Origin of the sequence: Microbacterium kyungheense (assembly GCF_006783905.1) — a bacterium.
Lineage (GTDB): Bacteria > Actinomycetota > Actinomycetes > Actinomycetales > Microbacteriaceae > Microbacterium > Microbacterium kyungheense.
This window is the reverse complement of sequence record NZ_VFPE01000002.1, coordinates 1,124,539-1,142,158: the sequence shown is the minus strand read 5'-3', so window position 1 is coordinate 1,142,158 and position 17,620 is coordinate 1,124,539. Positions and strand designations below refer to the sequence as shown.

Sequence of the window (17,620 nt, the reverse complement as noted above, 5' to 3'; positions counted from 1 at the left end):
CACAGCGGGGCTGGCCACCGGTCACTCGTGTGTGCTAACGCAGCACATCGAGTGCGATGTCGGCGCGATCCGTGACGATGCCGTCGACGCCCAGCTGGACGAGCCGGCGCATGTCGTCCGGGTCGTTCACGGTCCAGACATGGACCTCCACGCCATGGCGATGGGCGGCCGCAAGCAGGCGCGGCGAGACGATGCGCAGGCGCCCGCGACGCTCGGGGACCTGCAGGGCGTCGATGCCGCGGAGTGCGCGCGCGATGAGTCGGTCGGAGCGCGCCGCGACGGCCGCGAGGAGACGGGCGATCGTGGCGGTCCCCGCGGACGTGGCGGGTCGGATGTCGGCGCCCGCTGTCGCGGCCGCGTCCAGGGCGGTGCGCCGCCGGTCGTCCGAGAAGCTCGTGACGAGCACCCGATCCGCGAACGGAGCCACTGCAGTGCCGACGGGGACAGCTGCCGCCTCCGCCTTCACGTCGAGATTGAATCGGACCAGCGGGAACGAGTCCAGGGCCTGTTCGAGGGTGATCAGCCCGCCGCGGTCGGCCATCAGCGCCTCGAGCTCGGCGACCCGGATCTCGGCGATGCGGCGGGGGTCGCCCGTCACGCGCGACAGATCCTCGTCGTGGAACAGCACGACCACGCCGTCCGCCGTCAGATGGCAGTCCGATTCGACGTAGGGCGCGCCGGCGGAGTGGGCGGCGGCGACCGCGGCGAACGAGTTCTCGGCGACGCCGCCGGCAGCCGCGTCAGGGGTCACCAGCCCGCGGTGGGCCAGCACGCGCGGCGTCGCGACCCCCTGGAACCACGGATGGGTCACGAAGACGGGGTGGTTCCGGCGCCGGATTCGTCCGGGGGCTGCGGTGCCGGAGGCGCCCCGAGATCGGTCACTGCGGTCTGCTGCGCCGCCGTCGCGATGTCATCGGCCGCGGTGGCGGCTTCCCGGGCGGCGGCGACAGCCTCGTCGGCCGTCGTCCCTGTCGTCGCCGACGGCGTACCCAGCGAGGACGCCGTCGCCGTGCTGTGCGGACCGGCCGGCACACGACCTCCGAATGCCGCGCCGATGCCCTTGAGCGCCTCGGTGAGCTCGCTCGGGATGATCCACAGCTTGCTCGACGGGCTCTCCGAGATCTTGGGGAGCGTCTGCAGGTACTGGTACGCCAGCAGCTTCTCGTCGGGATCGCCGACGTGGATCGCGTTGAAGACCATCTCGATGGCCTGCGCCTCACCCTGCGCGCGGAGCACCGCAGCCTGCTTGTCGCCCTCGGCGCGGAGGATCTCAGCCTGCCGGCGGCCCTCCGCCTCGAGGATCTGCGACTGCTTCGAGCCCTCGGCGGTCAGGATCGCGGCGCGCCGGTCGCGCTCGGCGCGCATCTGCTTCTCCATCGAGTCCTGGATCGAGATGGGCGGGTCGATCGCCTTGAGCTCGACCCGCGAGACGCGGATGCCCCACTTGCCGGTGGCCTCGTCGAGCACGACGCGCAGCTGCCCGTTGATCTCGTCGCGACTGGTGAGCGCCTCTTCGAGGTTGAGACCGCCGACGACGTTGCGGAGCGTCGTGGTCGTGAGCTGCTCCACGGCACCGAGATAGTTGGCGATCTCGTACGTCGCGGCGCGGGCGTCGGTCACCTGGAAGTACACGACGGTGTCTATCGAGACGACGAGGTTGTCTTCGGTGATCACCGGCTGGGGCGGGAACGACACGACCTGCTCGCGCATGTCGAGCAGCGGGCGCAGCCGGTCGATGAAGGGGACGAGCAGGTTCAGTCCCGGGCTGAGCGTCTTGTGGTACCGCCCGAGTCGCTCGACGATGCCGGCGCTGGCCTGCGGGATGATGCGGATCGATCGGAAGATCACGACCAGCACGAAGATGAAGACCGCGATCGCGAGGACCCACCCGATCGTGGTGGGGATGACGGAGTCGTTCACAGTCGGGGCTCCTCGGGGTTGGGGGGAGTGATCGCTTCGGCGCCGCGCACGACGGCGGTCGCCCCGTCGATGCGGCTGACCAGCACGCGCGTGCCGGGTTCGAGCTCGCCGCCCTCGGCGCGGGCGGTCCAGATATCGCCGTTGGCGAGCTTGACCTGCCCGGCGTGGGCGCCGACGGTGGAGACGACGAGCCCGCCGATCCCGATCAGCGCGTCGACGTTCGACGGGGTGGGATCCTCGCCGCGTCGGAGGCGCCGCAGGAGCGGAGGACGCAGGAACAGGATCAGCACGGCGCCGGCGGCCGCGGCGATGATCACCTGCAGCCAGATCGGCGCTCCGAGCAGGTCCGAGACCAGGCCGGCGAGACCGCCGATGGACAGCATCAGGAACGTGAAATCGAGCGTGAGCATCTCGATGACGAGGAAGACGAGGATCAGGACGAGCCAGCCGATCCACGCCCACTGCTCGATGGTCTGGATGAGCTCCACGGTGCGCCTCCTTGCGTCGAACCTACCAGGTAGGGTCGTTCCGTGACCGAGTCAAACAACCCGACTTCCACCCCGATTCCTGCTGGTTCGCTGAGCGGCAAGACCGCACTCGTCACCGGCTCGTCACGAGGCATCGGCGCCGACACCGCCCGTTTCCTCGCCGAGGCCGGCGCGAACGTCGTCATCAACTTCCGCAACAAGGCGCCGCGCGCCGAGAAGCTCGCCGGCGAGCTGCGCGAGCTCGGGGTGCAGACGCTCGTCGTGGGCGCGGACCTCACCGACGAGGCATCCGTCCAGGCGATGTTCGACGAGGTCCAGCGCGCGTTCGGCGGGCTCGACATCCTGGTGCTGAACGCCTCGGGCGGCATGGAGTCCGGCATGGCCGAGGACTACGCGCTGAAGCTCAACCGGGACGCGCAGGTGAACGTGCTCGAGACCGCGCTGCCGCTGCTGGGCGAGGGTTCGCGCGTCGTGTTCGTCACGAGCCACCAGGCCCACTTCATCCGCACCACGCCGACGATGCCCGAGTACGAGCCCGTCGCGCTGTCGAAGCGGGCCGGCGAGGACGCGCTGCGCGAGCGCATCCCCGCGCTCACCGAGCGCGGCGTGGACTTCGTCGTCGTGTCGGGCGACATGATCGAGGGCACGATCACCGCCACGCTGCTGGAGCGCGCCAACCCGGGAGCCATCGCCGCGCGCCGCGAAGACGCCGGCAAGCTCTACAACGTGTCGGAGTTCGCCGCGGAGGTCGCGGCCGCCGCGTACGAGCCGGTGCCGGACGACAACACCCGGCTCATCGGCGACGTCTCGTCGTTCGGGGCGGCGTGAGCGATGCGCGCCACTGACATCGAGACGCTCATCGCGGTCACGCGGCCCGACATCGCTCCCGACGGGTCGTTCGCCGTCTTCGCCACGTCCCGCCCCGACATCGCCGCCAACCGCGGCGTGGGACAGGTCTGGCGCGTGGACCTTCCCGACGGCGCCCCTCGCCGCCTGACCCGCGGTACCGCCGACGGCGCGCCGCGTCTGTCGCCCGACGGCACGCGGCTCGCGTTCGTCCGCGGCGACGCGAAGGGCAAGCCGCAGGTGCACGTGATCCCGGCCGCGGGCGGCGAACCCGTGCAGGCGACCGAGGCGGTGCTCGGTGTCGAGGAGTACGCGTGGTCGCCCGACGGCACCTCCATCGCGTACCTGGCGCGCGTTCCCGAGAAGGGCCGCTACGGCAGCGTGGAGGGACTGGATGCCGCCGCCGAATCGCCGCGGCACATCACGGGCATCCGCTGGCACGCCAACGGGCTCGGGTACATCGGCGATCGTCCGTCGCACATCTTCGTGATCGCGGCGCCCGAGGCCGACGCCGAGCCGTTCTACGAGCCCGCTGCCGCGGTCCGTGACGATGACGCTCCGGCGCCCCAGAAGACCGTGGTCGCCGCGGAGGCGCGCCAGCTCACCGAGGGCACGACGTCGCACGCCGGACTGGTGTTCTCGGCGGACGGCGCGGAGCTGCTCACCGCGACCGACGAGATCGAGTCCGCGGTACGGGATCTGCGCACGCGGGTGATCGCGGTCGCGGTCGACGGGTCCGGCGAGCGGGAGGTGCTCGGCGTCGGAGCCGGGCTGTCGCTCTTCGACATCGCGGTCGCCGACGACGGCGCCGTCGCGGTGCTCGGACACGAGGTCGGAGACGGCCGGGACTTCGTCGCACCGGGGGTCGGGCTCTTCCTCCTCGAACCGGCGGGGCCCCGTCGCCTCACGCACGTCGACGAGGTGTACCTCGGAGAGGGGCACATCACCGCCGACGGCGACGACTTCCTCGCCCACGACGCCACGCGCGGCCGCGTCCGCCTCCTGCGCGTGTCGCGGGACGGCGAGGTCGCGGAGGTGCTCTGCGGAGACCTCGAAGTCGGCGGGCACGCCGCAGCCGGCGGGCGTGTCGTCGCCGCCGTGGCACGGCCGGACTCGTTCGGAGAGCTCGTGCTCGTCGAAGGCGGGGTGGCGCGCACCCTCACCGACTTCGGAGCCGGGGCTGCGGCATCCGGGATCTCTCTCCCGCGCGAACTCACCGTCACGGGGCGCGACGGCTACCCCGTCCACGGCTGGGTCGCCGCCCCCGAGGGCGAGGGGCCGTTCCCTGTGATCCTGCAGATCCACGGCGGACCGTTCGCCTCGTACGGCGTGCACCTGTTCGACGAGACGCAGGTCCTCGTCGACGCCGGGTACGCCGTCGTCTACTCGAACCCGCGTGGATCCGCGGGGTACGGCCCGGCGCACGGCCGCAGCATCCGCCAGCAGATGGGGACCGTCGACTTCGCCGACGTCATCGACTTCTTCGAGGGCGCGATCGCGTCCGACGAGCGGCTCGACGGCGAGCGCGTGGGCGTCCAGGGCGGCTCGTACGGCGGCTACCTCACGGCCTGGGTCATCGCGCACGACCACCGCTTCGCCGGCGCGATCGTGGAGCGCGGCTTCCTCGAGCCCGTGTCGTTCCAGGGCACGAGCGACATCGGGTCGTTCTTCGGCGACGAGTACGTCGGCGTCTCGGCGGAGGACATCGCCCGCCAGAGCCCGATGTCGGTCGTCGGCCAGGTCAAGACGCCGACGCTCGTGATGCACTCCGAACTGGACTTCCGCTGCCCGCTGGAGCAGGCCACGCGCTACTACACGGCTCTCAAGCGTCAGGGCACCGAGGCCGAGATGCTCGTGTTCCCGGGTGAGAACCACGAACTGACCCGCTCCGGGCAGCCGCGGCACCGCGTCGAGCGCTTCGACGCCGTGCTCGACTGGTGGGCGCGTCGCCTGCCCGTCGGCTGACGCCGAGCACGAGAGAGGCCCCGGGAGCAGCTGCTCCCGGGGCCTCTCCGGCGTTCAGGCACGGATCAGAGGTCGCCCTTGAAGGTGAAGGCGCGGACCACGTTGATGATGCCGAGGACGATGAGCGAGATGCCCAGCAGCCACCACAGCACAGCGACGCCCCACACCGGCGAGAACAGCACGATGACACCGGCGATGATGCTCAGGATGGCGAAGAAGATCGACCAGCCCTTCGAGGACGCGTCGCCGAGCGTCGACAGCGCGACGATGCCCTCGACGATCCACATGATGCCGACGAGGATGCCGATGAACAGCGCGAGCCACGCGGTCGACGCGGCGAGGTTGAACAGCGCCACGACGCCCGCGATAATGAACAGGATTCCCAGGACGATGTGGCCGACGCGCGCCCACCCGCCCTTGGTCTTGGAGAAGATGCCGAGTCCGGCATAGACGAGACCTGCGGCGATGGCGTAGATCGCGATGATCGCGGTGACGACCGCGGCGGTCTTGCCCGGCCACACCAGGATCAGGACGCCGACGATGACTGCGAGGACGCCGCCGATGCCGAGCGCGGTGCGGATTCCGTTGACGGCCGACTTCTCGGCCTCGGATGCGGTGGACATGAGAGGTCCCTTTCTGAGATTTTCCTGAATGGAATGCGGCTAAAGCTTAGACCCCATGTCGAACATCGGCGTGGCGACCGGCCGTACGGCGTAAACCGGACAGCACTCGAACGGACGGCAGGGACGCGCTAGCGTGATCGTGCAGCAGCCGCAGGGAGGAATGCATGGCCGTCATCTCCAGGGGATTCGGCGCACGGCGCCGGGACAGTGACCCGCACCTGCCTCCGGGGCAGTACCTGACCGAGGACTTCCCGGTCCTGTCGGCCGGTCCCACGCCGCGGATCGACACCGCCGACTGGCGGTTCGGGATCCGCACCGAGACCGGAGGGGGAGCGTCGTGGACGTGGGACGAGTTCCTCGCGCTGCCCATCGAGGACATCCACACCGACATCCACTGCGTGACCCGCTGGTCGAAGCTCGGCACGTCGTGGCGCGGGGTGTCGCTGGACACGCTGCTGGATGCCGTCGACACCGAGGCGTCGTACGCGATGGCGCACTCGTACGGCGGCTACACGACCAATGTGCCGCTGGACGAGCTGCGCGACGGCCAGGCGTGGGTCGCGTTCGAGTTCGACGGTGAGCCGCTCGACCCGGAGCACGGCGGGCCCGCGCGCCTGCTCGTGCCCCACCTCTACTTCTGGAAGAGCGCCAAGTGGGTGCGCGGCCTCACTCTGATGGACGAGGACGAGCCGGGATTCTGGGAGCAGAACGGCTACAACATGCACGGCGATCCGTGGACCGAGGAGCGGTATTGGTGACGGTCGGCGGCTGGCGCGCCGCCCGCGTGGTCGAGGTCGCCGATGCGACGCCGTCCGCGCGCGTGCTCCGCGTCACCGTTCCCGGCTGGGCGGGCAGCGAGGCCGGGCAGCACGTCGACATCCGGCTGACCGCCGAGGACGGCTACCAGGCGGTGCGGTCCTACTCGCTGGGCTCGTACGGGGCGTCCGAGACCATCGAACTCGCCGTCGACGAGATCCCCGAGGGCGAGGTGTCGCCGTATCTCGTGCGGGACGTGCGCCCGGGCGACGAGCTGGAGGTCAAGGGCCCGCTCGGCGGCTACTTCGTCTGGCGACCCGGGGGAGCGGACCCCGTCCAGCTCATCGCCGGCGGGTCGGGTGTGGTGCCGCTGGTGGCGATCGCGCGGGCCGCGAAGGATGCCGGAGCAGCGGCATCCCTCCGGCTCCTGTACTCGGTGCGAACCCCGACTGACGCGATATATCGCGATGAGCTGAACGGTTCGGCCGCCGACGGGGGAGTGGCGGTCACCTGGCGCTACACGCGCGCTGCGCCGGACGGCTGGGAGGGCGCCGTCGGCAGGATCGACGCGGAAGCCCTGCGGGCGGCGGCGTGGCCGCCGGATCGGCGGCCGATCGTCTACGTCTGCGGCCCGACGGGGTTCGTCGAGCATGTGGCCGACGCGCTGGTCGAACTCGGCCATGCGCCGGAGCGGATCAAGACCGAACGGTTCGGAGGCGCATGATGCGGGTGGAGAACGCGACGAGCACGGTCGACGGCAATGCTGCGGCCGGGATGCTGTGGGACGTGTTCGGTACGGATGTCACGGCGCTCGTGGGCGTCTGCGGTGGCTGCGGCGCCGCGGCCCCGTTCGCCGAGACGATCGTGGAGCTGGACGAGGCGGCGGCGATCGTCCGCTGCCGCTCGTGCACACATACCCTGTTCACGGTGCTCCGCGACGAGCGGGGCACGAGGCTGATTCTGGGCACGCTGCACGAGATCGTGCGGGACTGAGCCGCGCCGGGGGAGTCAGCCCAGCAGGAGTGTCACGAGGATGAGGACCGGCACGCACCCGATCGTGGTGAGGAACACGGTGTCGCGCGAGATCGTCTCGCCGATGTCGTAGCGCTGCGAGTAGTTGAAGACGTTCTGCGCGGTCGGCAGTGCGGCGAGCACCGTGACGATCAGCACGTCATGCGCGCTGAGGCCGAACGCGAACTCGGCGACCGACCAGGCGATGAGCGGCATCGCGACGAGCTTGAGCGTGGTGGCCAGCACGATGTCGCGTCGACGCCCGGATGGGCCGAGCACGCGCTGCCCGTGCAGGGATATCCCGTACGCGATGAGGAGCACGGGCACGCACGCGTTGGCGATGAGCAGCGCCGGCTGCAGCACGACGGGCGGCAGCTCGATCCCGAGGACCGAGACGAGCGCGCCCAGAGCCGAGCCGAGCACGATCGGGTTGGTCGCCACCCGGACGACGGAACGCCACAGCGACGTGCGGGCCGTCGTGACGGCATCCAGGATCGCCATCGTGATGGGCGTGAACAGCAGCAGCTGCATGAGGATCACCGGCGCCGGATACGCCGCGCTGCCCAGCAGGTACAGCGACAGCGGGATGCCGATGTTGTTCGAGTTGACCTGTCCGGCGCTCAGGGCTCCGATGACCGTCTCGCCGACGGAGCGCCGGAACACGAATCGCGCGATCACCGCGTAGACGAGGATGACGGCCACCGCGGCGATCGCGGACACCGGCAGCAGCGACGAGAACAGGGTGTGCACGTCCGCCTGCGACAGCACCGTGAACAGCAGGAACGGCGACAGCACGAAGAACGTCAGACGGGCCAGCACCGGCCGCGCGTGTTCGCCCAGCAGGTCGATGCGACCGAGAATCCAGCCCACCAGGATCGCCACGCCCACCACGACGAACCCGGTGAGCGACTCCAGCATGCTTCGAGCCTAGAGAAATCGTTACCTGGACGTGAATCGTGTGGCGTCGTCTGACAGACTGGCTCGCTGAGCAGACAGGGGATCCGGATGCCTGAACCACGCGATCGTGCGAGCCGCAAGGCCGATCTCATCGCGGCGCTGACCGCAGCAGCCGCCGACGTATGGGTGGCGACGGCATCCTCTGAGGGCGTCCCGCATCTGGTGCCGCTGTCTCTGGCCTGGATCGACGACCGCGCGGTGATCGCTCTGGACGTGGCATCTCTCACCGCCCGCAACCTCGCCGCTTCAGGCACCGCGCGCCTGGGCGTCGGCCCGACGCGCGACGTGGCGCTTCTCGACGTCGCGCTCGAGCGCTCAGTGCCCGTGGACGACGACCCGGCGATCGGTGCGGCGTACGCAGCACAGGCCGACTGGGATCCGCGCGGTGTCGACGGGTATGTGTACCTCGTGCTGCGGCCGACGCGCATCCAGGCATGGCGCGAGTCGAACGAGCTCACCGGCCGCGTGCTGATGCGGGACGGTTCCTGGCTCGTCTGACGCATCGTGCGGTGCATCGGCGTGCACCACGACGATTCTGCGTCGCGCCGGCGCAGTTTGCGCGGTCGGCCCGGTGCCGCGTCGTTGCCGGATGCCGGCGGTCGGCCCCTTCTGGGCGCCCGCGGTGAGGGTTCCTTCAGAAGGGGTGCGGCCGTGATGAAGAACAGCCGATAATGCACATTATGTCAACTTATATGATCGCATGCCGTAACTGATGCGCATCTGGCGCTCCCCTCGACGCAGTGGTGCGCGCATGTGGGCAGGATGGTGCTCATGACGCACCGCGGCCATCTCCCCAGCGAAGATCTCCAGGCCGTCATCGATGCGGGCGGGATGTCAGAGGACGCACTGCACGCGATCACCCGCATCCCCGCGGAGACGGTGGCCCGCTTCCTCCACGGAGAGGCTCCGGGCTCGCCACCGGCGACGTCGACCCCGCTGCTGAGCGACGACGAGAGCCGCCGTCTCTCGATCTTCTCCGCGTACGTCTCAACAGGGCTGACGATCGACGACGATGAGCGGCTCCGGGCCATCCTCGAATCACTCACGGTCGAGTGCCGCCTCACACCCGAGAACGTCGCACGGCTCGCGGATGTCGATGTCGAACACGTCGAACGAGCTCTCGTCGATCCGTCGGCAGTCCCGCTCGACGCGCGATACCGCCTCGCACTGCGGAGCTCGTACATCATCACCGCGGTCAACCGAGCACAGCCCGGCTGACCGCGGTCCGTCCGCCGTCCGCCGTCTGACAGGCTGGACGGATGCGCGCGGTCATCCTCGGCGGAGCGACCGCGGAGCGTCTGGCAAGAGCGGGGTGGGCCGTCGACGTGACCGGGCGCTCCCCCGGGCTCATGCCGGACGAGCTGGCGGAGGCGGGCGTGCGGTTCCACCGGAAGGCCGTGCACTCCCCCGTCGTGATCTCGTCACGTGCGGTGTACGTCGATGCGTCAGACTGAGGTCGTGCGCGACAGGATGTCTCGAGAGCCTTTCGTCGTGGTCGCCCTGCCCGCGCCACTCGCCGTCGGCGAGCGGGTCAGCCGCCGCGCGTGGCCCGCGCACGTGACGCTTGCGTCGAACTTCGTGGTCGAGGGCACCGCCGATGCGGTCGTGAGCGCCGTGCGCCGCGTCTGCGCCGGCGAGCGGCCGCTGAAGCTGCGGTTCGGCGACGCGGCGTGGTTCGGACCGCGACAGGACATCGCCGTGCAGCTGGTGGATTCCGCCCGGATCCTGGCACTGCACGCGCGCCTGGCCGACTCGCTCGAGGCGCTCGACGGCTTCGCTCCCGACGGGCCCGGCTACTGGCGCGAGGGCTACCGCCCGCACATGACGCACGTCCCCGGCGTCGCGACTCCGGCCGGCACGAGCGCGCAGCTGCCCTTCGTCGCCGTCGCGGTGATGCCGGGCGCGACGGCCACGGTCGTGGCGACCACCCTGCTCGAGGAGGATGCCCGCGGCAGCTGACTCGTGGGAGGGCTAGGCTCGCGGCGTGGTCGATCCTCTGCACTTCGACGGGATGGCGGACCGCTACGCGACCGCCCGGCCGCCGTATCCGCAGGAGCTCTGGCGCGACGTGCGGAGCACCGGGCTCCTCGGCCCGGGAAGACGCGCACTCGACCTCGGGGCCGGCAGCGGTGAGGCCACCCGAGAGCTCGTCGCCGCGGGGATGGACGTCGTCGCGGTCGAGCCGGGGCCGAACCTTGCCGCGATCCTGCAGAGGCGGCTCCCCTCGGTGACGGTCGTCCGCTCGCGCGCGGAGGACCTTCGCGTCGACGACGGAGCGTTCGACCTGGCGGTCGCGGCGACATCGATCCACTGGATGGATCTCGACATCGTGCTGCCGCTCCTCCACCGTGCGCTGAAGCCCACGGGGCGGTTCCTCGTGTGGCGCAACGTGTTCGGCGACGCCGCCGCGGACATCACGCCGTTCCGCCGCGCTGTGCACCGGATCGTGGAGCGGAGAGGCACCACCCGACCCGGGAACACCGAGGACGCCGATGCCACGGCAGCGCGGCTGGGCGGCACGGGACTGTTCGCCGTCGACGGCATCCATCACTACCGGTGGTCGGTGACGCTCACGACTGCACAGGTGCGTGCCCTCTTCGCGACGTTCAGCGACTGGACGCCGGCCGAAGTCGAGGAGGCGGCCTCGGCCGCGGCAGAACTGGGCGGCGCCGTGACCGAGCACTACACGTCGTGGCTGATCAGCGCGCTCCCCGTGGACATCCCGTCGGCATGAGCGCGACGCGGTCCGGGCGGCGAGCACCCGGACCGCGGCACGACGGAGGTCAGACGGTGCCGGACGTCCTGCGGCGCAGGACGGCGATCCCGACGACGGCGAGCCACAGGGCGGCGATGCCGTTGAACATCGCGACAGCACCCCAGCCGTTCGAGGCGTAGAACTCCGACGAGTTGTAGCCGAAGAACATCGACGGGACCCCGGCCAGGTGCAGGAGCGCGATCGCGAACGCCGACCAGCCGACCCACGGAGCGAGCGCCCGCGTGCGCAGCACCGCGTACCCGAATGCGACGCCGAACACCGTCAGCAGCAGGTGGGAGATGGATCCGTACAGCAGGTACGTCGGGACCGTGCGGGTCGGATCGATGAGTTCCGCCGTCTGGATGGCGCTGCTGCCCTCGAGCCCCTTCGCGACCATGTCGACGATCGTCCAGGCCACGCCGGCGGTGCCCGCGACGGCTCCGAACCACTCGAATCGCGAGTCGGCGCGTCCGATCAGGAACCGCACCCCGCTCATGAACACGAGGAACGCGGTCAGGGCCAGGAAGTTGAACAGCGTGCGCGTCAGGATCAGACCATCCGGCATGAGCGAGCCGGTGTCGACGCTGCAGGTGTTGCAGGCGGGCACCACGAAGTACAGCGGGAGCTCGGCGATGGCGAAGACCCCGCCGACGATCGCCGCTCCCCCGATCCACCGCTGTGCTGCCGTGGTGAGCGATAACTGTGTATGAGATGAAGTGTTCATGGCATGCACAGTAGCCTTAACTGTGTAAGCCGTCTACTGTTTGTTACGAGACGTCGAGAGGATGCCGCACATGACGCCGGCCGCGCCAGATCACCCGCAACGCACAGCTGTGGACCTCGACGCCCTTCCTCCCGGCCTCGCGGCGGCGTGGGGCGTGACGGGGACGGAGGGACGCCGCGGCCCCAAACCAGCCCACACCGTCGACGAGGTCGTCGAGGCCGCGACAGCGCTGGCGGACGAGGAGGGTATCGCGGCGGCATCCCTCCCCCGCGTCGCGTCACGGATCGGTGTGAGCACGAACGCGCTCTACCGCTACGTGAGTTCGAAGGACGAGCTGCTCGTCCTCGTCGCGGACCGCGCGTGGGGCGACCCGCCCGCGCTGCCCGACGGCGACTGGAGAGAGGCCGCTGCGCAGTGGGCCCGAGGCCTGTTCGAGCAGTTCGTCGCTCGCCCCTGGCTGCTCGACGTTCCGCGCACCGTTCCGCTCACGCCCCACAACGCGGCGTGGCTGGAGGAGCTCATCGGCGCCCTGGCGCCGACCGGCATGGGCTCTCAGCAGATGCTGAACTGCGCGTATCTGCTCGACAGCCACGCGCGGTACGGCGCGGATCTGCGGCGCGACGCCCCGACCCCCGCCGAGCTGCGTCGCGCGAACCCGGATCAGCAGCGCGCGATGCGGGCCGTGCGCGAGTTCCTCGACGCGCAGCTGCGCGCTCGCCGACTCGATGCGGTGGCCGACGTGATGCGGGAACCGATGTTCCTCGCGGACGAGCCTCCGCTCGACGGGTTCGAGTTCGGGCTCGCAAGGATCCTCGACGGCATCGCCGCGTACGTGGAGCGCTGACGGTCGCGATACGTCCGTCCAGCTCCGCCGTCACGACGCGGGCCGGTGCCACGTCAAGGCATAGCGCCACAGTGCGAACTGCCGCCAGCGCATGCCAGGGAGGACCGCGGACGCCATCTCCCGGACCTCGGCGTACGTGTGCGGAGGGGGCCAGACAGTGGGAGCGGTGTGCTCCCACAGGTTGCGGGTCCGGGCGTAGTACTGGTGCTGTGCGACGCCTGCCAGTCCGCGCACCCGGTCCGCCAGAGACCCTTCGCGGGCGAGCCCTACGACGACGAGGATTCCGCCGGGGGCGGTCAGGTCGCGCAGGCGCACGAGGGCGGCCCCGAGATCGTCGAAATGGTGGAGCGTCGCGATGGATGCCACCACGTCGAAGCGTCGGCCGAAGTCATGCTTCATCACGTCGGCGTGCGTCCACGCGATGTCATCGCCGTGCTCGGCGGCCGCATCGGCGAGCACCGTCGCGTCGATGTCGACGGCCGTCACGTCGGGCAGGCGCTCGCGCAGCTCTCGCGCGAGCATGCCGTTGCCCGTGCCGACGTCGAGAGCCGACGTCGCCCCCGCCGGGATCGCGTCGATGACCACGCGATGGAAGTGGATGTTGTGATTCCATCGTGGACCGTCGGTGCGCCGCATCCCGTCGTCCTCAGCCGGCGATCGCCGCCGCGGCGATCGCGGCGAGCAGGTGATCGCGCGACTCCTCGTGCGCCGTGATCGTGACGACGGAGGTGCCGGCGTCGTCGATGACGACGTACTGGCCGTACCTTCCGTCCAGGCGCCAGCACGCGCCGGGGCCCTGCCAGACGGCCAGCCCGTAGTGCGACGACGACCCGTCGTACGGGGTCGTGACCCACTCCGAGTGCATGCGATCGACCCACTCCGCGCTGACCAGCTGCTCCGCTCCCCACCGCCCGCGGTCGCGCAGCACGCTTCCGATGCGTGCGAGCTCCTCTGTGCGCAGCTCCAGGCCGCTGCCGCCCACGATCCAACCCTGCGGGCAGCGGTGCCACTGCGGGTTGTGGATGCCCAGCGGCTCGAACAGCCGTGGCACGAGCCAGTCGCGCACATCGCCCACCCGCGCGCCGAGCAGCCGCATCGCAGTGTAGGTGCTCGCGTCGCTGTACTGGAACGCCTCGCCCGCTCCCCTCGACGGGCGGCGGAGCATCTCCTGTGCGAGATCAGGCCACGGCACGGGCTGATCCCCGAACCACTCGAAGTCGATGCCGCTCGTCATCGTGAGCAGGTGGCGCACGGTCACGCGATCGACGCCCTCGCCGAGTTCGAACGAGGGCAGCAGCTCGGCCACCGTCGAGTCGAGGGACAGGATGCCGTCGTCCGCGGCCATCCCGACGGCCAGCGCGCACACGCCCTTGGAAGCGGAGTAGATGTTGACGCGATCGTCGCTGCGCCAGCGGTGCTGCGCCTGGTCGTCGCCCACGCGGACGTGAACGCCATACGCACCGAGTCCCTCCGCGTCGATGTCGGCGACGATCCGGTCGAGGATGGTAGAAGCGGTCACGCTCAGCAGTCTGGCAGAGCGTCGGCTCACAGCGAGCCGACGAGGATCGACTCGACGACCTCGTGCGTCGCGGCGCGGTCGGGGAACGCCCCCAGCTCTCCCGCGTAGAGCAGGTGCGCGCTTCCGATGAGCGCCAGCGCGAGGGCGGCCACCTCGGCGTCCGGACGGAGCCACCCCAGGTCGCGGCCGGCCGCGAGCACGTCGATGACGACGGCGGTCGCGTCCATCAGGAGCGGGATCCCATACGAGCCGGGCGCGCGCACACGGCGGCGCACCTCGTCGCGGCTGATGACGAGGGCGACGAGCGCCCGGGTCGTCGGTGTGAAGACCTGCTCGATCACATCGGTCACGGCGTCGACCGCCGAGCCGGCGGCGCGGGGCTCGATCGCCCGGATCCGCTCGGCGTCCTCTGCGACCAGCGCCGCGAGATACGCGTCGAAGTCAGCGAAGTGCCGATGCAGCACGCCCTTGGCCACCCCGCTCCTGTCGGTCACCGACCGGCTGGTGAGAGCACCGGCGCCCTCGGCGGCGAGGATGCGCCGGCCCGACTCCAGCAGCAACGTGCGTGCGTCGTCGAGTGCTCTGCCTGTCGGCACGGAGATTCCTTTCAAGTGGGCGCTCGCCCACTTTATAGTGGGCGCATGGTCACTCTATCTTCCCAGCCCCACGACCATCGTGCGATCGCGCGACGCGTCTGACAGAATTCCGGGATGCCGCACCCTGACGCGCTCGCCCGACTCTGGCCGGCCTCCGCCGTCCGTGCCCGTGCCGGAGACCTCGAACTGCGGTGGATCGATGACCAGCTGCTGCTCGAGCTCGCGGAGCTCGCCGGTCGCGGCATCCACGCTCCCGACGCGATGCCGTTCGAGCATCCGTGGACGCGCGGCACCGCGGACGAGGTGGCCCGCAGTGTCCTCACCTACCAGTGGGGCCTGCGCGGCGAGGTGTCGCCGCAGGCGTTCGCGCTGGAGTTCGCGGTGCTGCACCGGGGCGTTCCCGTGGGCATCCAGGGGCTCACCGCGAAGGACTGGACCGTGCTCCGCACGGTCACCACGGGGTCGTGGCTGGGTCTGGAGCACCAGGGTCACGGGATCGGGACGCGCATGCGGGCGCTCATCCTGCATCTCGCGTTCGAGGGTTTCGGCGCCCTCGAGGCGACATCCGGCGCGTTCGCCGACAACGGGCCGTCCAACGCCGTCTCCCGGCGCCTGGGGTACGAATCCGACGGGGCGTTCCAGGTCGCGCGCGAGGGGGCCGCGGTGCTCCACAACCGGTACACGATGTCGCGGGAACGATGGCTGGCGCAGCGTGACGATCACGCCGCGCTCTTGGGCTCGCCCGTCGAGCTGTGGGGCGTCGAGGTGATCCGCACACCCCTCGCGACCGAGCACTGACGCAAAGCAGAGCGGGCGCCCCCGAGCGCCCGCTCCACGTTGCTGCGCGTCAGAGGCCGGCGGTGTCGTCCGGGGTGCGCGTCGAACGGCGCACGACCCGCTCGTCTCCGGCAGGATCCACGGCCGTGTGCGTCACGACGTCAGACCGACGCCGGCGCATCATCAGCACGATGCCGACGAGGAAGATCACGACTCCCGCGCCCATCAGGATGTAGCCGATCATGTCGAGGTTGACCCAGTCCACCTGGACGTTCAGCGCGAACGCCAGAATGGCTCCGATCGCGAACAGTACGATTCCTGCTCCGATGCTCATGCGAAGCTCCTTTCCGGAGTGCTCCTCAGCCCTCCCCGGGCCTGGGGACGGGGTTGTCCCGGCTACCACGCTGGCCGATGCACCCGCTCCGGCGGGAGGGGGTTGACAAACAGGTGCCGACGGCGCGCTGCCCACCGGTGACTACGCTGGAGAGGTGCACAGCCTGTCCCGCCCCGCCGCGAGCGGGCCGGGAACGCGCGCGTGGATCATCTGGACCGTCGGTGTGGCCGCCTACGTGCTGGCGATCACCAACCGCTCGTCGCTGAGCGCGGTCGGGGTGGACGCGGCGGCGCGGTTCGACGCGGACGCTGCGACGCTGTCGCTGTTCGCCGTCGTCCAGCTCGCGGTCTACGGCGGCATGCAGATCCCGATCGGCGTGCTGCTGGACAGGTACGGCGCGCGACCGATCATGACGATCGGGATGCTGCTCATGGCCGTGGGTCAGCTGACGATGGCCGTCTCACCCAGCGTCGGGGTGGCGATCCTCGCGCGCATGCTGCTGGGCGCGGGCGACGCGGCGATCTTCCCCGGTGTGCTGCGTCTGATCGCGACGTGGTTCCCGGCTCAGTGCGGCCCGATCATGGTGCAGCTCACCGGCATCGTCGGACAGGCGGGCCAGTTGGTCGCCCTGGTGCCGCTGGCCGCTCTGCTGCACGCCACGACGTGGTCGATCACGTTCGGCAGCATCGCGGGGCTGGGCGTGCTCTTCGCGGTGCTGGTGTTCCTGCTCATCCGCAACCATCCGCCCGACCGGGACGAGGACGTGTCGGTGGACACCGACACCGGCGCCATCCGCGTCGTCACGTCGGCCGTCGACACCGGCGTCGGCATCCGTGCCGCCTGGGCGCATCCCGGCACCCGGCTGGCGTTCTGGTCGCACTTCACCACGCCCTTCGCGGGCACCGCGTTCGTGCTGCTGTGGGGCATGCCGTTCCTGACGGCCGGTGAAGGGCGCACCACCGCCGAGGCGGCGTCGATCATGTCGCTGTACGTCGTGGTCGGCATGGCGCTCGGGCCGATCATGGGCGAGCTCTCGCGCCGCAATCCGCATCTGCGCTCTCGCGCGCTGGTGCTGCCCACCGTGGCCGTCCAGGCGGCTGCGTGGCTCGCCGTCGTCGCCTACCCCGGACCGGCGCCGCTGTGGCTGCTGCTGGCCCTCGCGGTGGCGCTCGCGACCGGCGGTCCGGCATCCATGATCGCCTTCGACCACGCTCGCACCCACAATCCCTCGCACCGGCTGAGCACTGCGACGGGCGTGACGAACGCGGGAGGCTTCCTCGCGGCGCTCATCGCCATCCTCCTGATCGGCCTCGCCCTCGACCTCCAGGGTGCGGGCACGCCGGCCACGTACAGCCTGGACGCGTTCCGCATCGCCTTCCTCACCCAGGTGCCGCTGTGGGCCCTGGGTGCGACGTTCATCGTCATCGAGCGCAAGCGGACGCGAATCCGGCTCGGCATGGACCCGCCGCGCCCACCGCGGCGGCCGCGAGGCTGATCCGCCAAGA

General features: G+C 70.5%; 23 protein-coding genes. 13 read left to right on the top strand and 10 right to left on the bottom strand.

Annotation, left to right across the window (positions count from 1 at the left end; genetic code table 11):
* Positions 1-34: 34 nt before the first annotated feature.
* Genes FB391_RS12145 through FB391_RS12135 form a run of 3 tightly spaced genes read right to left on the bottom strand, consistent with a single transcriptional unit; the run spans position 35 to position 2,408 of the window.
* Positions 35-811: a glycerophosphodiester phosphodiesterase family protein gene (locus FB391_RS12145; RefSeq protein WP_141894611.1), complete on the bottom strand. Its 777-nt coding sequence runs from the start codon at positions 809-811 to the stop codon at positions 35-37.
* Positions 808-1,920 carry an SPFH domain-containing protein gene (locus FB391_RS12140; protein WP_246093474.1) on the bottom strand — a complete coding sequence of 371 codons (1,113 nt, stop codon included), beginning with the start codon at positions 1,918-1,920 and terminating at the stop codon, positions 808-810. Before FB391_RS12140 ends, FB391_RS12145 begins: the two co-directional genes overlap by 4 nt.
* Positions 1,917-2,408, bottom strand: coding sequence for an NfeD family protein (locus FB391_RS12135; protein ID WP_141894610.1), 492 nt, complete (start codon positions 2,406-2,408; stop codon positions 1,917-1,919). Before FB391_RS12135 ends, FB391_RS12140 begins: the two co-directional genes overlap by 4 nt.
* Before the next feature lie 42 nt (positions 2,409-2,450).
* Here FB391_RS12135 and FB391_RS12130 point away from each other — a divergent pair, with 42 nt between their 5' ends.
* Both FB391_RS12130 and FB391_RS12125 read left to right on the top strand, forming a co-directional pair.
* Positions 2,451-3,236: an SDR family oxidoreductase gene (locus FB391_RS12130; RefSeq protein WP_141894609.1), complete on the top strand. Its 786-nt coding sequence runs from the start codon at positions 2,451-2,453 to the stop codon at positions 3,234-3,236.
* Between the two features lie 3 nt (positions 3,237-3,239).
* Positions 3,240-5,219 (top strand): alpha/beta hydrolase family protein, encoded by a 1,980-nt coding sequence (locus FB391_RS12125; protein ID WP_141894608.1) that lies wholly within the window; start codon positions 3,240-3,242, stop codon positions 5,217-5,219.
* Between the two features lie 65 nt (positions 5,220-5,284).
* On the opposite strand, the gene FB391_RS12120 is transcribed toward FB391_RS12125, so the two are convergent.
* The gene (locus FB391_RS12120) at positions 5,285-5,842 is read right to left on the bottom strand and encodes an HdeD family acid-resistance protein (protein ID WP_141894607.1); all 558 of its coding nucleotides are present in this window, start codon (positions 5,840-5,842) and stop codon (positions 5,285-5,287) included.
* A gap of 164 nt (positions 5,843-6,006) precedes the next feature.
* Between FB391_RS12120 and FB391_RS12115 the strand changes: the two genes are divergently transcribed.
* The 3 genes from FB391_RS12115 to FB391_RS12105 are packed head-to-tail and all read left to right on the top strand — an operon-like array spanning position 6,007 to position 7,591.
* Positions 6,007-6,600 carry a sulfite oxidase-like oxidoreductase gene (locus tag FB391_RS12115; RefSeq protein ID WP_141894606.1) on the top strand — a complete coding sequence of 198 codons (594 nt, stop codon included), beginning with the start codon at positions 6,007-6,009 and terminating at the stop codon, positions 6,598-6,600.
* Positions 6,597-7,322 (top strand): ferredoxin reductase, encoded by a 726-nt coding sequence (locus FB391_RS12110; RefSeq protein ID WP_141894605.1) that lies wholly within the window; start codon positions 6,597-6,599, stop codon positions 7,320-7,322. Before FB391_RS12115 ends, FB391_RS12110 begins: the two co-directional genes overlap by 4 nt.
* On the top strand, positions 7,319-7,591 hold the full coding sequence (locus FB391_RS12105) for a DUF6510 family protein (protein WP_246093473.1): 273 nt from the start codon (positions 7,319-7,321) through the stop codon (positions 7,589-7,591). The genes FB391_RS12110 and FB391_RS12105 overlap by 4 nt, the downstream gene beginning before the upstream one ends.
* Before the next feature lie 15 nt (positions 7,592-7,606).
* Here the strand turns inward: FB391_RS12105 and FB391_RS12100 are convergent, their stop codons facing one another.
* Positions 7,607-8,527 (bottom strand): AEC family transporter, encoded by a 921-nt coding sequence (locus FB391_RS12100; RefSeq protein ID WP_141894604.1) that lies wholly within the window; start codon positions 8,525-8,527, stop codon positions 7,607-7,609.
* Positions 8,528-8,614: 87 nt separating this feature from the next.
* Between FB391_RS12100 and FB391_RS12095 the strand changes: the two genes are divergently transcribed.
* The 5 genes from FB391_RS12095 to FB391_RS12075 all read left to right on the top strand — a co-directional run bounded on the left by FB391_RS12095 (position 8,615) and on the right by FB391_RS12075 (position 11,300).
* Entirely contained in the window at positions 8,615-9,064 is a 450-nt protein-coding gene (locus FB391_RS12095) for a pyridoxamine 5'-phosphate oxidase family protein (protein WP_141894603.1), read from the top strand.
* Between the two features lie 264 nt (positions 9,065-9,328).
* On the top strand, positions 9,329-9,784 hold the full coding sequence (locus tag FB391_RS12090) for an HTH domain-containing protein (RefSeq protein WP_342778192.1): 456 nt from the start codon (positions 9,329-9,331) through the stop codon (positions 9,782-9,784).
* A 41-nt stretch (positions 9,785-9,825) separates the two neighbouring features.
* Positions 9,826-10,020, top strand: coding sequence for a hypothetical protein (locus FB391_RS12085; protein WP_185843040.1), 195 nt, complete (start codon positions 9,826-9,828; stop codon positions 10,018-10,020).
* A 37-nt stretch (positions 10,021-10,057) separates the two neighbouring features.
* Entirely contained in the window at positions 10,058-10,525 is a 468-nt protein-coding gene (locus tag FB391_RS12080; RefSeq protein WP_185843039.1) for a 2'-5' RNA ligase family protein, read from the top strand.
* Positions 10,526-10,550: 25 nt separating this feature from the next.
* Positions 10,551-11,300 carry a class I SAM-dependent methyltransferase gene (locus FB391_RS12075; protein ID WP_141894600.1) on the top strand — a complete coding sequence of 250 codons (750 nt, stop codon included), beginning with the start codon at positions 10,551-10,553 and terminating at the stop codon, positions 11,298-11,300.
* Positions 11,301-11,349: 49 nt separating this feature from the next.
* On the opposite strand, the gene FB391_RS12070 is transcribed toward FB391_RS12075, so the two are convergent.
* Positions 11,350-12,045, bottom strand: coding sequence for a hypothetical protein (locus tag FB391_RS12070; RefSeq protein WP_141894599.1), 696 nt, complete (start codon positions 12,043-12,045; stop codon positions 11,350-11,352).
* Between the two features lie 70 nt (positions 12,046-12,115).
* Here FB391_RS12070 and FB391_RS12065 point away from each other — a divergent pair, with 70 nt between their 5' ends.
* Positions 12,116-12,889, top strand: a complete 774-nt coding sequence (locus tag FB391_RS12065; protein ID WP_185843038.1) for a TetR/AcrR family transcriptional regulator — start codon at positions 12,116-12,118, stop codon at positions 12,887-12,889.
* A 30-nt stretch (positions 12,890-12,919) separates the two neighbouring features.
* Here the strand turns inward: FB391_RS12065 and FB391_RS12060 are convergent, their stop codons facing one another.
* From FB391_RS12060 to FB391_RS12050, 3 genes are read right to left on the bottom strand one after another with little or no spacing between them, the layout of a single operon-like run.
* Positions 12,920-13,525, bottom strand: a complete 606-nt coding sequence (locus tag FB391_RS12060; RefSeq protein WP_141894597.1) for a class I SAM-dependent methyltransferase — start codon at positions 13,523-13,525, stop codon at positions 12,920-12,922.
* A gap of 10 nt (positions 13,526-13,535) precedes the next feature.
* Positions 13,536-14,408 carry a serine hydrolase domain-containing protein gene (locus FB391_RS12055; protein ID WP_141894596.1) on the bottom strand — a complete coding sequence of 291 codons (873 nt, stop codon included), beginning with the start codon at positions 14,406-14,408 and terminating at the stop codon, positions 13,536-13,538.
* 26 nt (positions 14,409-14,434) lie between these two features.
* Positions 14,435-15,004, bottom strand: a complete 570-nt coding sequence (locus tag FB391_RS12050) for a TetR/AcrR family transcriptional regulator (RefSeq protein WP_141894595.1) — start codon at positions 15,002-15,004, stop codon at positions 14,435-14,437.
* Positions 15,005-15,118: 114 nt separating this feature from the next.
* Here FB391_RS12050 and FB391_RS12045 point away from each other — a divergent pair, with 114 nt between their 5' ends.
* Positions 15,119-15,802 carry a GNAT family N-acetyltransferase gene (locus tag FB391_RS12045; RefSeq protein WP_141894594.1) on the top strand — a complete coding sequence of 228 codons (684 nt, stop codon included), beginning with the start codon at positions 15,119-15,121 and terminating at the stop codon, positions 15,800-15,802.
* 49 nt (positions 15,803-15,851) lie between these two features.
* Here the strand turns inward: FB391_RS12045 and FB391_RS12040 are convergent, their stop codons facing one another.
* Positions 15,852-16,115, bottom strand: coding sequence for a DUF6458 family protein (locus tag FB391_RS12040; protein WP_141894593.1), 264 nt, complete (start codon positions 16,113-16,115; stop codon positions 15,852-15,854).
* Between the two features lie 154 nt (positions 16,116-16,269).
* Here FB391_RS12040 and FB391_RS12035 point away from each other — a divergent pair, with 154 nt between their 5' ends.
* On the top strand, positions 16,270-17,610 hold the full coding sequence (locus tag FB391_RS12035) for an MFS transporter (protein ID WP_141894592.1): 1,341 nt from the start codon (positions 16,270-16,272) through the stop codon (positions 17,608-17,610).
* Positions 17,611-17,620 lie beyond the last annotated feature (10 nt).

Coding starts and splice junctions, on each gene's coding strand:
- FB391_RS12125 (WP_141894608.1), top strand. CDS start 3,240: ATGCGCGCCACTGACATCGAGACGCTCATCGCGGTCACGCGGCCCGAC.
- FB391_RS12120 (WP_141894607.1), bottom strand. CDS start 5,842: ATGTCCACCGCATCCGAGGCCGAGAAGTCGGCCGTCAACGGAATCCGC.
- FB391_RS12115 (WP_141894606.1), top strand. CDS start 6,007: ATGGCCGTCATCTCCAGGGGATTCGGCGCACGGCGCCGGGACAGTGAC.
- FB391_RS12105 (WP_246093473.1), top strand. CDS start 7,319: ATGATGCGGGTGGAGAACGCGACGAGCACGGTCGACGGCAATGCTGCG.
- FB391_RS12100 (WP_141894604.1), bottom strand. CDS start 8,527: ATGCTGGAGTCGCTCACCGGGTTCGTCGTGGTGGGCGTGGCGATCCTG.
- FB391_RS12095 (WP_141894603.1), top strand. CDS start 8,615: ATGCCTGAACCACGCGATCGTGCGAGCCGCAAGGCCGATCTCATCGCG.
- FB391_RS12090 (WP_342778192.1), top strand. CDS start 9,329: ATGGTGCTCATGACGCACCGCGGCCATCTCCCCAGCGAAGATCTCCAG.
- FB391_RS12085 (WP_185843040.1), top strand. CDS start 9,826: ATGCGCGCGGTCATCCTCGGCGGAGCGACCGCGGAGCGTCTGGCAAGA.
- FB391_RS12070 (WP_141894599.1), bottom strand. CDS start 12,045: ATGAACACTTCATCTCATACACAGTTATCGCTCACCACGGCAGCACAG.
- FB391_RS12065 (WP_185843038.1), top strand. CDS start 12,116: ATGACGCCGGCCGCGCCAGATCACCCGCAACGCACAGCTGTGGACCTC.
- FB391_RS12060 (WP_141894597.1), bottom strand. CDS start 13,525: ATGCGGCGCACCGACGGTCCACGATGGAATCACAACATCCACTTCCAT.
- FB391_RS12045 (WP_141894594.1), top strand. CDS start 15,119: ATGCCGCACCCTGACGCGCTCGCCCGACTCTGGCCGGCCTCCGCCGTC.
- FB391_RS12040 (WP_141894593.1), bottom strand. CDS start 16,115: ATGAGCATCGGAGCAGGAATCGTACTGTTCGCGATCGGAGCCATTCTG.